This window comes from Fluviispira vulneris (assembly GCF_014281055.1).
Taxonomy (GTDB): domain Bacteria; phylum Bdellovibrionota_B; class Oligoflexia; order Silvanigrellales; family Silvanigrellaceae; genus Silvanigrella; species Silvanigrella vulneris.
Genome location: NZ_JACRSE010000006.1, coordinates 181,945 through 199,701, shown reverse-complemented (window position 1 = coordinate 199,701; position 17,757 = coordinate 181,945). Strand labels below are relative to the sequence as shown.

Annotated in this window: 16 protein-coding genes; 11 read left to right on the top strand and 5 right to left on the bottom strand. The window is 32.4% G+C overall.

Annotation, left to right across the window (positions count from 1 at the left end; genetic code table 11):
• The 4 genes from H7355_RS14460 to H7355_RS14445 form a co-directional block, all read right to left on the bottom strand.
• The gene (locus tag H7355_RS14460) at positions 1 to 291 is read right to left on the bottom strand and encodes a 2Fe-2S iron-sulfur cluster-binding protein (protein ID WP_186649084.1); all 291 of its coding nucleotides are present in this window, start codon (positions 289 to 291) and stop codon (positions 1 to 3) included.
• A 41-nt stretch (positions 292 to 332) separates the two neighbouring features.
• The gene (locus tag H7355_RS14455) at positions 333 to 2,195 is read right to left on the bottom strand and encodes a bifunctional homocysteine S-methyltransferase/methylenetetrahydrofolate reductase (RefSeq protein WP_186649083.1); all 1,863 of its coding nucleotides are present in this window, start codon (positions 2,193 to 2,195) and stop codon (positions 333 to 335) included.
• 187 nt (positions 2,196 to 2,382) lie between these two features.
• Positions 2,383 to 3,108 (bottom strand): response regulator transcription factor, encoded by a 726-nt coding sequence (locus tag H7355_RS14450; protein WP_186649081.1) that lies wholly within the window; start codon positions 3,106 to 3,108, stop codon positions 2,383 to 2,385.
• Positions 3,068 to 3,964 (bottom strand): sensor histidine kinase, encoded by an 897-nt coding sequence (locus tag H7355_RS14445; RefSeq protein ID WP_186649078.1) that lies wholly within the window; start codon positions 3,962 to 3,964, stop codon positions 3,068 to 3,070. The genes H7355_RS14450 and H7355_RS14445 overlap by 41 nt, the downstream gene beginning before the upstream one ends.
• 40 nt (positions 3,965 to 4,004) lie before the next feature.
• Between H7355_RS14445 and H7355_RS14440 the strand changes: the two genes are divergently transcribed.
• The 5 genes from H7355_RS14440 to H7355_RS14420 all read left to right on the top strand — a co-directional run bounded on the left by H7355_RS14440 (position 4,005) and on the right by H7355_RS14420 (position 10,140).
• Complete coding sequence (locus H7355_RS14440) at positions 4,005 to 6,380, top strand: lytic transglycosylase domain-containing protein (RefSeq protein ID WP_186649076.1); 2,376 nt, start codon at positions 4,005 to 4,007, stop codon at positions 6,378 to 6,380.
• A 33-nt stretch (positions 6,381 to 6,413) separates the two neighbouring features.
• Positions 6,414 to 7,211 carry a phosphonate ABC transporter ATP-binding protein gene (gene phnC / locus H7355_RS14435; RefSeq protein WP_222435729.1) on the top strand — a complete coding sequence of 266 codons (798 nt, stop codon included), beginning with the start codon at positions 6,414 to 6,416 and terminating at the stop codon, positions 7,209 to 7,211.
• Positions 7,211 to 8,503 carry a phosphonate ABC transporter, permease protein PhnE gene (gene phnE, locus H7355_RS14430; RefSeq protein WP_222435728.1) on the top strand — a complete coding sequence of 431 codons (1,293 nt, stop codon included), beginning with the start codon at positions 7,211 to 7,213 and terminating at the stop codon, positions 8,501 to 8,503. Before phnC ends, phnE begins: the two co-directional genes overlap by 1 nt.
• Complete coding sequence (gene lipB, locus H7355_RS14425) at positions 8,504 to 9,160, top strand: lipoyl(octanoyl) transferase LipB (RefSeq protein WP_186649074.1); 657 nt, start codon at positions 8,504 to 8,506, stop codon at positions 9,158 to 9,160.
• Between the two features lie 443 nt (positions 9,161 to 9,603).
• On the top strand, positions 9,604 to 10,140 hold the full coding sequence (locus H7355_RS14420) for a response regulator (protein WP_186649072.1): 537 nt from the start codon (positions 9,604 to 9,606) through the stop codon (positions 10,138 to 10,140).
• A 6-nt stretch (positions 10,141 to 10,146) separates the two neighbouring features.
• Here H7355_RS14420 and H7355_RS14415 read toward each other — a convergent pair whose 3' ends face one another.
• Complete coding sequence (locus H7355_RS14415) at positions 10,147 to 11,325, bottom strand: cation:dicarboxylate symporter family transporter (RefSeq protein WP_186649069.1); 1,179 nt, start codon at positions 11,323 to 11,325, stop codon at positions 10,147 to 10,149.
• A 115-nt stretch (positions 11,326 to 11,440) separates the two neighbouring features.
• Between H7355_RS14415 and H7355_RS14410 the strand changes: the two genes are divergently transcribed.
• The 6 genes from H7355_RS14410 to H7355_RS14385 all read left to right on the top strand — a co-directional run bounded on the left by H7355_RS14410 (position 11,441) and on the right by H7355_RS14385 (position 17,620).
• A complete protein-coding gene (locus H7355_RS14410; protein WP_186649067.1) occupies positions 11,441 to 12,220 on the top strand; it encodes an exodeoxyribonuclease III in 780 nt (259 codons plus the stop codon).
• Between the two features lie 20 nt (positions 12,221 to 12,240).
• Positions 12,241 to 13,035, top strand: coding sequence for a transporter substrate-binding domain-containing protein (locus H7355_RS14405; protein WP_186649065.1), 795 nt, complete (start codon positions 12,241 to 12,243; stop codon positions 13,033 to 13,035).
• A gap of 644 nt (positions 13,036 to 13,679) precedes the next feature.
• Positions 13,680 to 14,090, top strand: a complete 411-nt coding sequence (locus tag H7355_RS14400) for a hypothetical protein (protein ID WP_186649063.1) — start codon at positions 13,680 to 13,682, stop codon at positions 14,088 to 14,090.
• Positions 14,091 to 14,955: 865 nt separating this feature from the next.
• Entirely contained in the window at positions 14,956 to 15,360 is a 405-nt protein-coding gene (locus H7355_RS14395; protein WP_186649061.1) for a hypothetical protein, read from the top strand.
• Between the two features lie 732 nt (positions 15,361 to 16,092).
• Positions 16,093 to 16,500 (top strand): hypothetical protein, encoded by a 408-nt coding sequence (locus H7355_RS14390; RefSeq protein ID WP_186649059.1) that lies wholly within the window; start codon positions 16,093 to 16,095, stop codon positions 16,498 to 16,500.
• 745 nt (positions 16,501 to 17,245) lie between these two features.
• Positions 17,246 to 17,620, top strand: a complete 375-nt coding sequence (locus H7355_RS14385) for a hypothetical protein (protein WP_186649056.1) — start codon at positions 17,246 to 17,248, stop codon at positions 17,618 to 17,620.
• Positions 17,621 to 17,757: the final 137 nt, after the last annotated feature.

Sequence of the window (17,757 nt, the reverse complement as noted above, 5' to 3'; positions counted from 1 at the left end):
TTATAGACCTATATAACTTATTTTACAATTCCCTTTGATGCAGACTTGGCAACCAAGTCTTTCATTTTTTTCAGCATCGATTGATATTAAGAAATCTTTTTCTTCTCGCTGCATTTCTGAAAGATTATTTAGGCCTTCTTCAATTCTGATACGACAAGTTCCACAAGTTCCATTTCTACAACCAAAGGTAACATCTGCTTGACATGCATCTACGACTTCTTGAAATGGTGTTCCTATAGGAACTTCGACGTCCATATCTTCTAAAACAAAGTGGACTATTGGTTTTGACATATTTTGTTCCTAATAATGTAACAAAAAATATATTTAAATTTTTATAGAAGTTTTAATGCAAAATCAACCATACCAAGTGGAGCACTGATTTGTAACCCTTGTACTGATGATTTGATTTCTTCAATAAGTTCTCGAGCAATAAGGATTCCTTCTTGAGTCTGTTCTTCTGCAGTTTTACATTTACGCATGCGTTCTAAAACTTTATTTGGAATAAAAACTCCAGGAACTTCATTGGCCATAAATTCAGCATTGCGAATGCTTTTTAAAGGCCAAATTCCGGCGATAATTGGAATTTTGAATTGCGAAGAAAATTCTAAAAAACGAAAGAGTGATTCAGAATCGAAGACGGGTTGGGTAATGGCCCATTCCGCTCCCGCTTCTACTTTATAGCGGAAACGAGATTTTTCTTTTTCGAGATCAATTGCCACTGGATTTGCACCCACACCAACACTCATACTGGTGTGTCGACCGATACTCGAGCCACCCAAGTCATACCCAGAGTTTAATCTTGTTACCATATTAACGAGTCCTATGGCATCAATATCAAAAACGGCTGTTGCGTTGGGATAAGGTCCCATTTTAGGTGGATCCCCAGTGATACAGAGTATATTTTTTATTCCAAGACCGGAAGCTCCTAGTAAATCACTTTGAATACCTAATAAATTTCTATCACGACAGGCATAATGCAATATGCTTTCTATGCCGACTTCTCGTTCAATAATACAAGCTGTGGCTAAAGAACTCATGCGAGCCGATGCACGTGGTCCATCGGGAATATTTATGGCATCGATACCGTGCTTTTTGCATATTTCAGATCGTTCAATAATTTTTTCTGTTTCAAGTCCTTTAGGTGGTAAAAGTTCCATACAGACGACAAACTCGCCATCCGCTATTTTTTTAGCCCAGTTACTTTGTTGCACACGGGGCACTGTCGTTGGGTGCACAAGAGTGTGATCAATAATTTCGTGATGTTTTATTTCAACTTGATCAAATGCTTTTGCTTGCCGCAATGCGCCAGCCATGATTTTTATATGAGCAGGAGAAGTTCCGCTACTCCCACCTAATAAACGTGCACCTTTAAGAAAAGCCTGTCTAGCAAACTCCCCCATATATTCTGGACTTGCCATATAGATAAGCCGGCCATCGACCATTCGTGGTTGACCAGCATTGGGGCAAAGAATAATTGGTTTTTTTGTGGATGTTTTAAATTTCTTAAGCAGCTCAAGCATGGGTGTAGGTCCATTTCCGCCATCTGCACCTACGACATCTGCGCCCCATTCATCGAGTTTTCGGATGTACCATTCCGGTTCCGTTCCATATAAACTTTGTCCTTCTTCATTCACACTCATCATGGCAATGATGGGAAGATCTCCCAATTCTCGAACGGCACGAATAGCTTGTTGAATTTCATAAAGGTCAGCAAAACTTTCCATTATAAAAAGATCAACTCCCCCTTTGATAAGTGCTTCTGCTTGTGCTTTAAAAACATCGCGTGCTTCATCGAGTGAAGTGGGGCCCCAAGGTTCTATACGCACACCCAAGGGGCCTAAAGTACCAGCGACCCACGTTTGATTGTGTGCAGCTTTGCGCGCCAAAGCGGCTCCAGCGAAATTGATTTCAAGGAATTTATTTTCTAAACCAAATGCTTTTAATTTAAATGAATTTGCGCCCCAAGTATTTGTACCAATTATTTGTGCACCAGCAGAAATAAAATCACTGTGAATTTTGCTCACTAAATCGGGTTGAGATAAATTCACTTCATCAAAAGAACGATTGATAAAGATGCCTTTTTCATAAAGTAGAGAACCGGTGGATCCCCCAAGGAGAATGCAATCTCCATCGGCAAGGGATTTGCGAAAAGAACGACAACACCTTTGCGGTGTTTTATTTAAATGATCAGTCATATTAAGACCCACTCCATAATTTTTTGTCTCACAGTGGACAACCACACAACACAGCCTCAATGGGCGAGAGAACAAAAGAGTTTAGGCAATTCGCTGTACTTAAATTATTCATTAATTTTGAAAGTAACAACAGTCTATGATCATGACATGAATTTGATTTAGTGACAAGAGTGACCGATGAATGGATTTAATTTTTCTCATTGTTCTTAGTAACGTAAGAGTAGCCGACACCTCGTACAGAAATGATATGAGCAGGTTTCGCTGCATTTTTTTCAATATATTTTCGAAGTTTTCCAACAAATACATCTACAGTTCGTGTCTCAATTGTAGCTTCGTATTGCCAAACCTTTTGCAATAAATCTGTGCGAGTGAGAATTTTATTTTCATTTTCAATGAAAACTTGGATCAAAAGTCCTTCAGTAGGGGAAATCCTATATGTAATTCCTTCAGCTGATGTGATTGTCAATCTTTCTGAATCAAATAACGACTGGCCAAATTTTTGGATAGATTCTTTTCCATTGGGTTTATACCACTTTCTTCTTTGCACAAGTCGTTTAACTCTTAATATGATTTCTGAAAGACTAAATGGTTTTGTTACGTAATCGTCAGCTCCCAATTCAAATGCTTTAACGCGATCATTTTCAAGACTTTTTGCACTTAAAACTAAGATTGGAATCCTTTCGGCGAGTATCCGTGTTTTTTTTAAAATTTCATAACCATCAACTTGAGGTAACATGATATCAAGAATAATAGTTGATATTTTATCATAATGTTCTTTAATAAAATAAATCGCTTCTTTTCCGTCGGGGACTAAAGCAACTTCAAAACCTTCTGCTTCAAAATTAAACTGTAAACCTTCACCAATTGCTTCTTCATCTTCTACTATTAGGAGAAAGTCTTTGGAGTTCGACATAAAACGTTGTTCCTTTATTAAGTCCTTCACTCATGGCATATAATTTTCCATGATGTTCTTTAACAATTGAGTGGCAAACGGAAAGGCCAAGTCCAGAGCCTTGAACTTTGAGTTTTGAATTTCGCTCGACGCGGTAGAATTTTTTAAATACTTTTTTTAAATTATTTTTTTCAATTCCTTGTCCATTGTCTTTGATAAAAACTTGAACAACTTCTTTTTTTTGTAAGATTCCGGCGACAATTGATCCACCTTTTTCAGTATATTTGACAGCATTGTCAAGCAAATTATCGAATAGCATTGAAAGATGATAGGGATTTCCCCAAACAAAAAATTCTTTTTCATCATTAGGCGAATTTAATTGAAAGTCAAAAGATCTGCTTTCAGAAAACCGATCTTTAACTTGATTACAACTATTAGCAAACAGTTCACTTAAATTGACTCTTATATGTGCAAGTGATGATTTGTCTGATTCTAGACGTGCTGATATAAGCACAGTATCAATGAGTCTTTGCAATCTTTCCGTTTCACTGAGAGTACGGCGTAAAAATTTTTTCTTTTCATCCTCGCTCACTGAGCGAAGTAACATTGTTTCTGCATAAAGGCGTATACTTGCCAATGGAGTTTTCAATTCATGTGTCACACTGCTTAATATTGTATCTTGCATTTTAGTAATACGAGAGAGTCTACGTTGACTCACAAAGATCATATAGAGTGCTATGAGGATAAACCCCATGAGAATACAGCCTTGGGCTAGGATGACCCATTGTCCTGAGCTCGTTGTTGGTAGAGAAATTTTTTCGATAAGGCTATTTATTTCTTGGCTTCTAAGAATGTACCATCTGATCCAGACAAACATTAATAGTCCCCAACAAATTTGGGCAAGAATGAGAATAGATATGGGATGTAAAAGCCATTTTAGTTTTTTAATCATACGAGTCCTTTGTGTTGCAACACTTTTAAGCTGCATGACGAATATACAGTTTTCTTATGCGAGAGAAAACCTAAATTCAGAAATTATGGGCAAAAAGTATATTAATTTTTATCAAGATTTTCTTTCATCAAAAGATAGAAGAGAGAAAGAGTATTTAGAAGGATTAAAACAATCATTTTTAAAACTTAAGAAAAATGAAGAAAGAATATATACTCTTTTAGGAATGCTTAATTTATCAAGTGAAGGGGATCAAAAAATATATGCTGAATTTGCAATTTTAAATATAAAAAAGAATTTTAAATATTTAAATTCTGATGAAAAAGAAATATACAAAATTCTTTTTGCAAAATATTTAATAAACAAAAAAGATTATGCAGGTGGAGTTCTTGTTTTAAAAGCAATTGCTCACAAATCTGAATCGATTTTGTTTCCGATGATTGCTCCTCTATATATAGATGCTTTGCTCAATGCAAATTTAAAATCAGAATCAATCCAATATTATAATAAATTTAAAAAGGCGATCGATAAAAATACGAATTGGGAAAAGCTAAATGAAATTTTAGTTGGTTTAGCCAATGCAGCACTTAGCTTTAATGATCCGAATCTTTCCTTATCTTACTTAAAAAAACCTCTCTTATTTTATCCTTTAGAAAAATCGGGCAGAGATGCTATGGTTATTCTTTCAACCATTGAATGTTCTGGAGGAAGTCTAGGCAGCTTGTATTTTCGCGATGAAAGTATGCAATATCTATCGCGTGAAATTTTTAAAAGAATTGGTAAGCAACCTGATTCAAGAAATTATATTTTATCATTGATAGGAGTAAATCCTGACCGAGTACATCCTCAACAAGAAATAGATACTTTGCCAATGCCTGAAAAAGAAAAACTTCTTGAAATTGCAAATATGCTTGTCATTGCTAGAGAATACTATTTGGCCAATCAAATGTTGGATTATTTAATTGGTGCAAAATCGTATAATGCTAATTTTAGCAGAGATAAAATTCTTGATTTAAGAGGGCGGGTGCTTAATTCTCTTGAACTTCCAGTAAAAGCTGCTCAAAATTACAAAGAACTCTTTAGCGAATATCCAAATTCTAAATTTGCTGAAGTTGCACGAATTAAATACGGTACTTCACTGCATTTTGCCAAAAGGCACTCGGAATCGGCGCAATACCTCTCTCAAAATAATGTATTCCCAACAAATGATGAACAAAATTGGTCATTATTTTGGCAATATTATTTGTCTTCTCAGAAAAGAGAAGCTGAAAAAACTGCAAAGAATTATATTGAAAAAGAAATAAATAAAAGGAACAGTCCAGTTGCAAAATTTCAGTATTGGTTATCATTGCTAGATAAGAATAACTATTATAATTTAGAGTATAAAAATGAACTCAAAGCCATCAGTGAAAAAACAGATGAATACCCTTATCCTATTTTTTCACGTTGGAGACTCAATAAATTTAAATTGCCTGATATGCAAAAAAATCTTGAGAGACTTAATGGCTATAAAGACTATTATACAAACAAACTAAATCCCTTTATCAAAGGAAAACTTAGAAATAAGAAGTTCGAAAATATCCGTCGATTGGCACATTATGATCTAGCTAATATTGCTTCATTATATATTGATGATTTTAAGAATAAGAAGCTAAAAAGGAATGAAGCTATTATTTTGGCAAATTTGGCATATTCTTCGTATGACTATAAAAATGCAGGAGATCTTGCCCGCAATTCCTTTGCAAACCCTATTGATGATTATAGTTATAAGGAAGTGTGGACAGAAAAAACAAACTTTTGGAAGCTCAATTATCCGTTAGCTTATTGGCCAGATGTTATTTCAGCTGCAAAACTACTTGATTTAGATCCCTTTTGGATCCTATCTATCATGCGGGCCGAATCGCATTATATTCCACGTGCGGAAAGTCCAGTTGGTGCAATAGGATTGATGCAAATCATGCCTTATACCGGCATAAATATCGCGGATAATATTGGGAAAGATAACTTTAATATCAGCTTGTTAAAGAGTCCATCCCAGTCCATTGCATTTGCGGCTTGGTATTTAAAAATGTTGCTAACCATTTATAAAGGAAATTATTTATTAGCGACTGCGGCTTATAACAGTGGCCCAGAGGCTGTAAATCGTTGGATAAATCAAAATAATAGGTTAACTGTAGATGAGTTTTATGAAAATATTCCATATCAAGAGACAAAAAAATACGTTGCAAAAGTTCTAGGATACCTTGACATGTATTACAGAGTACAACTAGGAATAGGCGACGGCTATAACTTGGAATTTGGGGAGTCTGTACCGAGTCCTAATACAAGCTTAGACATTTTTTAGCTTAGATTGATTAGAAAACTGAGGAGTTTTTGCGTGACATTTCAGCCAGCACGAGATTACGAGTTTATTTTGCAAGTGAAAGACCTTGTTAAAACTTATCCTAATGGGACAAAAGCTTTAAAGGGAGTGAGCTTTAACGTTCCCAAGGGGGCATTTCTGGCTGTGATAGGGCTATCCGGTTCTGGAAAATCAACTTTGTTACGTTGTATTAACAGAATTCATGAGCCCACATCTGGATCCGTTATTTTTGAGGGTCGTGATATAACTCATGTTAAAGAGCATCAATTGAGAGAAGCTCGGACAAAAATTGGCATGGTTTTTCAACATTTCAATTTAGTGAATCGTAGAAATGTTTTAAATAATGTTTTAACTGGGCGTTTGGGACAACTCGAAAATAAATTCTTAGGTGGAATTTTTCAAAAATGGCCTGAAAAATGGATTGAAGAAGCTTATCAAGCACTTCGTATTGTTGGCATTGAAGACAAAGCTCTGATTCGTGCAGATGGCTTATCCGGCGGACAAAAGCAGCGTGTGGCAATTGCAAGAACGCTTATGCAACATCCAGATCTTCTATTAGCAGATGAACCAGTCGCATCTCTCGATCCTTCCACAAGTTATTCCGTAATGAATTATCTCCGTGACTTAAATCAAAAGCATAATATCACAGTCGTGTGCAATTTGCACTTTTTAAGTTTAGTTCGAGATTACTCCACACATGTTATTGCATTGAAAAATGGTGAGTTGGTTTTTGAGGGTAAACCGACCGACATCACTGAAAAATGGTTTAAAGATATCTATGGCGCTGACGCTCGTGAAGTGGAGATACACTAATGCGATTTCCTTCCTATATTCCTGTTATTGAATCTGAACGTCGTAAAAGACAAATTGCTGGTGTTGTTATTGAAATGTTTGTGTGGGGATATTTTTTAATATTCCTTTCGAAAGTTTTAATTTGTTCTATTATTTTACCCGGAGTTGAATATTTAGCATATAATGATCCTCCTAACGGAACAGCACTGAAAATTATTGAATTTCTTGAATATGATAGTCGTTACTTTGATTTTCCTTGGTCTTGGTTCTTTAATATCATGGCTCTTGGAGCAGTCATTGGCTTCACAATTTCTATGAAATGCAAAGGCTTTGGCTCATGGATAGCAAGCATATCTAAGCTGCAAGTAAACAATCCAGAAGACTCCTTAAAATTAACCAAACATTGGAAATGGGCTAGGATCGAAGCACTTATCCTCGTTATTGTTACAGTGATTACGGGCTGGGTTTTAACCAATGTAAGTATAGCGAAAATTTTCCAAATTGATGGGTTGCTTGGTGCAGGTCGTTTGAGTTTGCAATTAGCTTGTGGAATACCTGGAGTAGGGGAAAATATTGGTTCGTTTTCTATATACGATTCAATGCAATGGTTTCTTAATTTATTTGTAAAGTTACATAATATTTTCTTTGTAAATCAAGTCGATTTATTTTCAGTGTCATGTCAACCAAACGATTTAAGTTACTTTAGTAAAGCTCTCAGTAAACTAGCAGAGTCTATCTATCTTGCATTTATAGCAACATTTTTTAGTGTTCCAGTTGCATTTGTCCTATCCTTTTTTGCTTCACGTAACTTAACACGTCACAGCCGCATGATGCGTTTTGTTTATGTCCTTATTCGTTCATATATGAATATCACCCGTTCCATCGAACCACTTATTTGGGCGATTCTCTTTTCTGTTTGGATTGGCATTGGCCCATTTGCTGGATCCCTTGCTCTCATGATCCACAGTGTTTCAAGTCTTGTGAAACAGTACTCTGAGGCCGTTGAAGGCGTTGAAGAAGGCCCCATTGAGGCCCTCCAAGCAACAGGCGCTACGCGCGTAGCAATTGTTTGGTATGCTGTGGTACCGCAAGTTATTTTGCCTTTCTTAGCCTTTACAATTTATCGTTGGGATATCAACGTGCGTATGGCGACAGTGATTGGACTTGTTGGTGGAGGAGGTATCGGAAGTATCCTTATCCAAGAACAAATGCTTGCGCGTTGGACACAAGTAGGAAGTCTAGCTTTCCTTATTTTCTTAGTCGTTTGGTGCATGGATTTCCTTTCTGCACGTATTCGCGAGGCTATTCAATAAATGGAAATTCGTTACCTTGGTTTGTTATCTTATAGTGACGCCCTTGGTATTATGGAGTCACTCCATCAAGAAATCGTCGAAAATCCAAAACGTGAGGGGGTGTTGCTTGTTGTACAGCATCCACCCACCGTCACGATGGGTAAGCGCGAACTTTACGAAGATATGAAAATCCCCCCTGACCAGCTCAAATACAAAGGCATTGCATTTCATAAAATCGATAGAGGGGGAAGCGTGACTGTTCATGAACCTGGACAAGTTGTTGTTTACCCTATTGTGCATATGGATGAGCTGAATAAATCTGTGCGCACTTATGTGAATTTGTTGGAAGAAGCTATGATTTCCACAGCGGCACAATTTGGTATTTCTGTGAATCGTGATGCTATCAATCCAGGTGTTTGGGTGGGGCAAAATAAAATCGGTGCTGTCGGAATTCGTATTGCAAATAAAGTGACAAAACACGGCATCGCTTTTAATGTTACAAACTCCCTTGAAACTTTTTCTTCTATAGTTCCATGCGGTTTAAGAGGAAGAGGTGTCATAAATTTACAAATGGCTGTAAATGAATTTTCGTCATCGCAAAATGTCCCTCCGCTTAAGATTGAATACCAAATTGTAGAAAAAAAATTGGCTGAAGAAATCCATAAATTATTAAATTAAAATTTTAATATTCACAGATATAATATTCCTTTTGTTTTAAGAAGGGTAAAAATAAAGAAATAATATTAATCCTGCAATTTTTTCTTTCATTTCAATACTATCAATGCTAATAAAGACGTTTTAAAATTATCTATCCAAATTTAATAAGTTCTTTCTCATACGTAGAAATTTTATCCATTAGATTTTATAATGTTACTTTTCTATAAATTAGGAAGACTTTATGGTATAGTTAAAAGTCAATTTGGCTTGAAATCACAAGTGAGTTCTTTAAGGTTCTTAAGATATATAACGTTTCTATTAAATAATTAAAAAATATTTATATACACTGTGAATCAGTAAATAATTAAGTCAAAAATTTGACATTTTTTTAGATAGGTTTAGAAGACTTTAGTATTTTTTCTGCCGATATTAAGTTCATATGCATAATTATTACAGGTTTTTGTATGAACTTTGAAGAAATGGATATATCAATTCTTATAGCAGATGATGATGAAGATATTCAAAAACTTTTATCGCATTTGTTAAAGAAATTTTCTAAAAATATTTGTGAAGTTAGTGATGGGGTTGCAGCAAAAAAAGAATTAATTGAGAATAATTATTCTATAGCAATTATCGATTTAAGTTTACCTAAAGTATCTGGTTTAGAGGTGTTAAAATCGATTAAAAGTTATAAATTAGACACAGTTATTATTGTTTATACTGGTGAAGATAATTTAAAAGTTATAAAAGAATGTATGCGCAATGGTGCTTTCGATTTTCTCGAAAAACAAAGTGATAAAATCATCCTCGAAGAAACTGTGAAGCGTGCAATTGAAATGTATCATTTTTTATCAGATAGAAAAAAACTTCTCGAATTCATCGTTTGTGAATTTGGCAATATTACAATCGATAAATTCAGAAAAATGGATAATGAAAAACAAAGAAAAATATTTGAAACTGTACAAGCTCTTTTAAAACTTAAAATAGCGAATAAGTCTTAATAGGATTTATTGAGAAACTTTTTTTCCTAATAATTTTGTAGTCAATATAACAAATGCGCCGTTGCCCAATACGTTAGCAGAAGTGATGATAGGATCCAACAAAATATAAATAGCTGTGATCAATCCACTCATTTCCGGGGTAAAACCCATTTGAGTTTCTAGAATTGTGATCATGACCAGAATACCTCCGCCTGGTACTGCTGCAACCGCAAATTTAGCTAAGACAAAATAAAATGAAAATATGAGGAATGTTGATAAATCTGGAAAGCCTGTTCCAAATGTGCTCATAATAACGAGGGCAATCATAGGTATCGCTAAACTATCCCCAATTAAATGAATATTCACTGTTGCGGGTGCTATTGTCCTCGAAAGGTCGCGATTGCGAGTGTTTTTTTCTGCTGCTTGAATTGTCAGCGGCAGGGCGGCCATGCTCGACATTGAACTGAACCCCATTATGCCTGCAGGTAGGACATTTTTAACAAAATAAATAAACTGCTTAATATTAAAGCCTGCACCAATAAAATATAACAGAGAAATATATACATATTGAGTGATTATTATTGCAAGAACAAGCGGTAAATATGAACTTAATATCTGAGTTAAAACACCATCACTTTCGAGTTTTATAATAAAACCTAGAGCAAAAATAGGTAAAATGGGGATAAAAGCTTTATTTAAAAATAAAGTAACTGCGTCACGCATTTTATCTGCAAATACGTCAACCCTTTTGTTACGAAACTTCGAAAAGATAAGACCCGCGACTAAACCTGAAAATAAGGCAACATTGTTCGAAATGAGAGACGGAAGTGGTAAATTCCAATAAGGCTTAAGTATGGCATGGCCTTCTTGGTTTATATTCGAGAAATTGTCTATATTTGCAAGAGCTAAATGACTCACATTAAATGCAATAATTGTTGAGATAAAATTCGATAAGCAAATGCAAAGAATCAAGATTATAATAAATTTGAAAACATCTGATTTGAATGAAAGTAAACAAGAAAAAATACAACTGAAAATAATAAATGGTAAAATAAAGATAAGGATGTCTTTTAAGCTCAAACTAATAGAATAAAGGGTGGCTTGAACCTCTTGTGGTAAATATTTTCCCGCAAATAAGCCAAACAGAAGAGCGAGTACGAGTTTAAAGATGATACTATTTGCGACTTTTAAAATATGTCTTAGCATTTTGCAACCTTAGTCTAAATTTTATACTCTCAGGAGCATACCTAAAAGGAATTGAAGATTCCTAGGTAATAGGAAGAATATCTGTAGCTAAATCAATATTGGGAGTCAATAATTCATGTCGCTTAAAATTTATTCTTGGAATCTGAATGGTATTCGTGCTGCTGCCAAAGCCGGTTTTTTTAATTGGCTCGAGAATTCTCAGGCAGATATCATTCTTTTACAAGAGGTTAGAGCTTTGCCAGAACAGCTTAATCCTGAACAAATTGAACCATTTGGCTATAAAAGCATTTGGCATCCAGCGGAGAAAAAAGGATACAGTGGGGTCGCAATCTATACAAAGCTGCCTTTTTCTCATTCCGATATTCAGGTGGGACTTGGCGATCCTGAATTTGACAATGAAGGCAGATTTTTAGGTTTTTTTCATAATAATATATTCTATGCAAGTGCTTATTTTCCAAATAGTCAGCCTGAAGGAAAAAGACTTGCGTATAAACTTGCTTTTTGTAGAAAATTGCAAATAAAATTAACCGAGCTTAGAAAAAGTAATATATCTATAGTATTAGGTGGGGATATCAATATTGCGCATAAAGAAATCGACCTCGCAAATCCAAAGCAAAATCAAAAAAACCCAGGATTTTTACCTGAAGAAAGGCAATGGTATAGTGAGTTTCTTGCAGATGGATATTTGGATGCCTTTAGATTATTTGAAAAAAATGGAGGGCATTATACTTGGTGGAGCAACCGGAAAGGTGTGCGTGAAAAAAATATTGGTTGGAGAATTGATTCGCATTTTGTCTCAGAAGATCTTATAAACAACATATCGAAAGCAGGGATTCATTCAGATGTTTACGGTTCTGACCACTGCCCTATTTCGCTCGATCTCTCGTTCCCTTAAATAAGACAGGAGAAAAGAAATTGAAACGAATCACTTTATTGCTCTCATTGCTATGCACTTTTTCTCATTTTAACTTATATTCTCAAACGCTTGCACGGATTAAAAAAGAAAAAGAGTTGAAGGTGTGTACTTCGGCAGGCTATGCACCCTTTGAAGTAAAATCTTCAAGTGGTGAGTGGATTGGTTTTGACATCCGTATGTTTGAACTTTTTGCAAAGAAATTAAATGTCAAATTAAATATGATAGATATTCGCTGGGAAGGTGTTTTTCCTGCTTTATTATCTGGGAAATGTGATTTTATCACCGGTGGTATGTCTATTACCAAAGAGAGAGAAAAAGTCATTCGTTTTAGCACTCCTATTTACAAAAGTGGTAACTCTCTCGTTATCGCAGAAAAAAATAAAGATAAGTATAAAACTTTAGCTGACCTTGACAAAGCGGGAGTAAAAATTGCGGTTAAGACAGGCAATACTGCCGATTTCTTTCTCAAAAAAGAATTAATACATGCGAAAATCTACCGCTTTGATACCAATGCCGATCTCATTACTGCGGTTCTCGAAAACCGCACGGACGCTTTTGCGCAAGATTCCATTTTTTCTCTTATGGCTGAACAGGAGCACAAAGAAAAATTACATATTTTAACAGACAAATTAAACTATGAAGATCTTGCTGTTGGTCTAAGAAAAAAAGACACGGCTCTGCTTAAAGAATTTAATCAATTTTTAAGTGAATGGAAAAAAAATGGGGGTTATGCTGAAGCCGTTCAATATTATTTAGAAACCGATGCATGGCGTGCTGAATTGAAGCAAAAATAAGATTATCTTTTTAATCTTTTTTAAATTCAGCATAGAAATAAATACTATGAATAATCCCTTTATTAGAATTTGATTCCTTTTTTTGAGATGAAAATCTTTTATATATTCACTTAGATCATTAGTATTATCATAATACGAGATTAAGAAGAAATATGTGACTCAATTTAAAATAATTTTGTTTTAATTTAGAGTATTTAATTTTATTTTTGCATTTTATATTTCCAATATAAAAAAACATATTAAATATATTATAATATATTTAATATGTTAAAATTGAAATTTTTTGAAAATATGATATATATATTTTGAATTATTAAAAGTAGTCCTTTGTAAATCGAACTTTGGATGCTGTTTGAAAATCACTCTATTCAATTAACCAGTTGAATAGGATTTTATTGGTTGTCTATTTGAATTCATATTTAGAATATACTTTTTCATTGTATAAAAGAGTTTTTTTCTTCTCAATAATTTAATAGGAGTGTGCAATTTAGAGTTATTTCAATCCAAAAATTATAGAATTTTGGTTGAAGAATAACCGACCGAAGAAATTTCTATCACAGTGTTGTCTTTATAAGCTTTAAAACCTTTTGCCAAGTTAATTGGGAAAGATTTTATCAGAATAAAATATTTTGAGGAATTTTAATATGTTTTATAAGAAAAATTTTAAGCAAAAATTTGTATGCAAGCTATTTATGCTGACTTTCTCATTTTTTTTATATCAGCATAAGACTTATGCAGATGAAGCTTTTGTCTATTGTGCCCATAATAAAAACAATTGGAATTGGTTAAGTAATAAATCTGTCAAAGTAACAGGGGAGTGGCGACATATAAAATTCGAAAGTAAATCATATCTCAGATATTTTAAAATTGATGGTGGCTATAATGCTATTCAAGTTCTCCAAAATAAATGTAAAAAAGAGTTTGGTCAGAGTTATAAATATGCACAACCAGCTGATAGTTATTTTTCAGGTTGGTATTTATTTGGAATTGATGATGATGATGTTATAGCTGGATTATATGAAATTTATAGATTTAATCCTCGTATTGGTAAATAGATATTAAAACATTTTATATTTCTTTATTAAATTGACTAGGGTGGATAGAATTCAATAATTTCTTAGTCGATTGGAAAAAGAATGTTGGTTATGATGATGCTGTTAAGTATTATAGAGAAACCGATGCATGGAGTGCGGAATTGAAGTAGGGTTGAGATTATTTTTTCATTGGATAATACAGTCCTATTTCACGTATATAAAAAGCTTCGGTTTTTCTCTCACCATATAGAAGACCAGACTCATTTGGTTTATTCATATTTAATTCAAGTCGCTCGTACGATTCACGAATTTCTTCTTTGCACTTATCGTGCCGCTCTTTATTGCGGATCTCCTAAAATTTTCCTGCAAAGGGTTGGATAAAGTAATAACTTCTATTTCTTCCATAAATCAATTTTATACTTGTCCTTTTTTTATTAGAATAAGCATCACTTTGATAACATCAGTTGATATACCTACTTTTTTCCATTTATTTCCATATTAAATTGAGGCGTTTTCAGTAACCAAAGATAATTTATTCACAGCATGCGTATATGAAAATGAGAAAATCGTTATCAATAAAATCATAATTTTCGAAAAAATTTTTAAAAAAACTCATGGCTGTGTCCTTTCTGGGTCAAAAGTGGCAACTTGAAATGGCTTGCGATCAAATGCTTTATATACAATAAAAAGAAATTCTATCATCAAATTTCTCCTATGGTATTTTAAGAATCTAAAGTTTTGCTTTTTGGTTTTGCAAAGTGCTTTTTTTAAAATAATTTAATAACAATTTTGAAATTATAAAATAATGTGATAATAAATTTAATAATTATAGATATGACTTATTTGTCATTTTTACAAATATCAAAATTAAGAAAGTGTGGTTTTTATGCACTCTAAGATAAAACAAATAAAATATTTTATAACAATATTATCTATTTCAACTCTTATATGTGTTTTATTTAATGAAAAGGCATACGCTAGAAATGCTTTCGTGTATTGTGCTACGAACACTGGGCATTGGAAATGGTTGAACCGTAAAAATGTTATAGTCAGTGGCCATTGGAAAAAGAGAAAAATATCTTATCTTGTATATCAAGGTTATTTTGTAATTGATGGAGGAATTAATGCCATTCTTGATTTACAGGAACAATGCATAAGAGAGTTTGGAGCAGATTATAAATATGCTCAACCTGCAAGTAATAGTTTTTCAGGGTGGTATCTTTTTGGTGATGAAAACGGTTTCATTGCTGAGGGAATAGGTGTGAATTATGGATTATTCATAAGAATTTGATTGCAATTTCCACAAAATTTTAAAGCAATTCTTTTCTTTATGTTTTAGCAAATACCAACCATGAATTTTCTGTAGAAGTCACCCAAACAATAAAAAACATTCTGGTTGCACAATAAATCCGTCAAAATTTCTTGAGAATGGAAAATATTATTTTTAGATCAATCAAATTATTTTCGCTATTTCAAAATATATACAGATAAAAAAAGTATTTTACACGAACTTAAAAACCAGTGTAAAAATGAATTTGGTCAAGATTTTATATATGTGCAGCCTGCAGAAAGTTCGATGGAAAATTGGTATTTGTTTGCGTATGCGGATGGTACATTTGAGCCAGGAAATTATCAGTATAGAAGTGAGTTCCCGAGATTTCGTTGATTATTTCTAATACAACCAAATGCTGCAAGCGTTTTAAGTATAATTCATTAAGTTAATAGATATTAAAAAAAGTGAAAAAGTGTCTTATGATCTCCCCAAATACTATTTAAGATAATTTAAATACTAATGCCTGGATCATTCCAAAAGGTTGAGTCCTATTTCTATTGCGTAGTTTTATAAATAGACAAAATTTATTGCTTATTATTTTTGCATTAACATAGAAATAAATAATTTTCAAATAAAATTTGTAATAGAATGAAAATATGATATTATAAATTTAAGATATAATCGTATAATATTTGTTGAAGTATCTAAATTTTATTTTCCTAAAATTTATAACAGAGAAAGAAAAATTTTATGCATTTTGCATATAAAAATAAGATGATCTATAGTTCCATTATTTATATAATACTATTAACAATTTTGATTCCTGTGCAAAAAATATATGCTAAAGAAGCTTATGTTTATTGCTCAACAAAAGACAGACATTGGCATTGGCTTGAGAATAAATCTGTCAATGTTTCTGGTGAATGGGTTTATATTTATTTAGAACCTACAAAATATTATCAATTTTTTAAGGTAAATGCAGGGAAAGATTTAGTAATTGATCTAAAAAATCGGTGTAAAAAAGAATTTGGTCAGGATTTTATATATGCACAACCAGCAGAATACGCAACTGACTATTGGCATGTGTTTGGATATGCGGATAATTCATTAGAACCTGGAATTTATGATTACTTAGGAGATTTTCCTAGATTTCGGTGAATTGAATTTTAAAGGATGCATTTGAATTGTATTTTGATTATATCAATCAGAAAAAACTTTTAATAGAAAAATATTATTACATTTTATTATAGAAATTTATAAAATACTTTTAATTTTATTTAAAATATCATATCTTTCTTTTTAAGAGAATGAGTTTATGTGATCAATGTATTTTTTACAATAAAAATTCAGTGCAAAAATCATTATCATGTAAATTTCTCGCAGCTGTTCGAAATTAATAATTTTTTTCAAAAAAATTATTATTATAATTTGTCAAATTAAATTTAATTGTCGTTGATCATTAAACAATGGCTAAAAATTCAATCACAATTTATTTTAAAAAAACATATAATAAGAATAAATATCTGAAAATATTTGAGACACTTGGTTGATATATTGTAATAAAGATAGCTTACACAAAGCTAGAAATTATGATTATTTAATGTATTTACAAAATATTGTAGAATGTTTTACTGAAAAATAGATATTTTTTATTAGAATTATATTATTATAAATATTTGTTTTTGTGGTATAAGATAGTCATTAAAAAAAATATTTAATCGATTAATTTTTATTACCATTTAATTAAATTAAATAATTTTTAAAAATAAAATTTGTAATATTGTAAAAATATGATATTAATGTTTTAATTAGTATTGGTCACTAATTTATATTTTATATAAATTTTTATAATATGGAAGGATAAATCTTATGCGTTTTGCAATAAAAGTTATGAAAAACTATATTGCTCTTATATTTTTTTTTATTTGTGATAATATTAACGCCATCACAAAAGATTTTTGCTGATGAAACGTATGTCTATTGTTCCACAATAAAAAAACAATGGAATTGGCTTAATAATAAATCAGTTAAAGTTTCTGGTGAATGGAAAGTAAAAGAATTAAAAAATATAAGGTTTATTCGCTATTTTAAGATTGATGGAGGAGTAAATTTTGTTAAAGAACTGCAAAATCTGTGTAAAAATGAATTTGGTCAGCATTATTTGTATGCTCAACCAGCTAAAAGTGCATTGGAAGATTGGTATGTGTTTGGTTATGAAGATGGCTCTTTAGAACCAGGAATTAATACGTATATTAACTTCTACCCAAGATTTCGCTAATTGCCTTTGATAGAAAATTTTTCTAAGTAAGAAAATTATTTAATAGCAAAAAAAGATAAACAGAAATCATTATTAAATAATAAGTTTTTAATAATTTATTATTCGTGAAAATATTTATTTATAAGATTTTTTTAAGG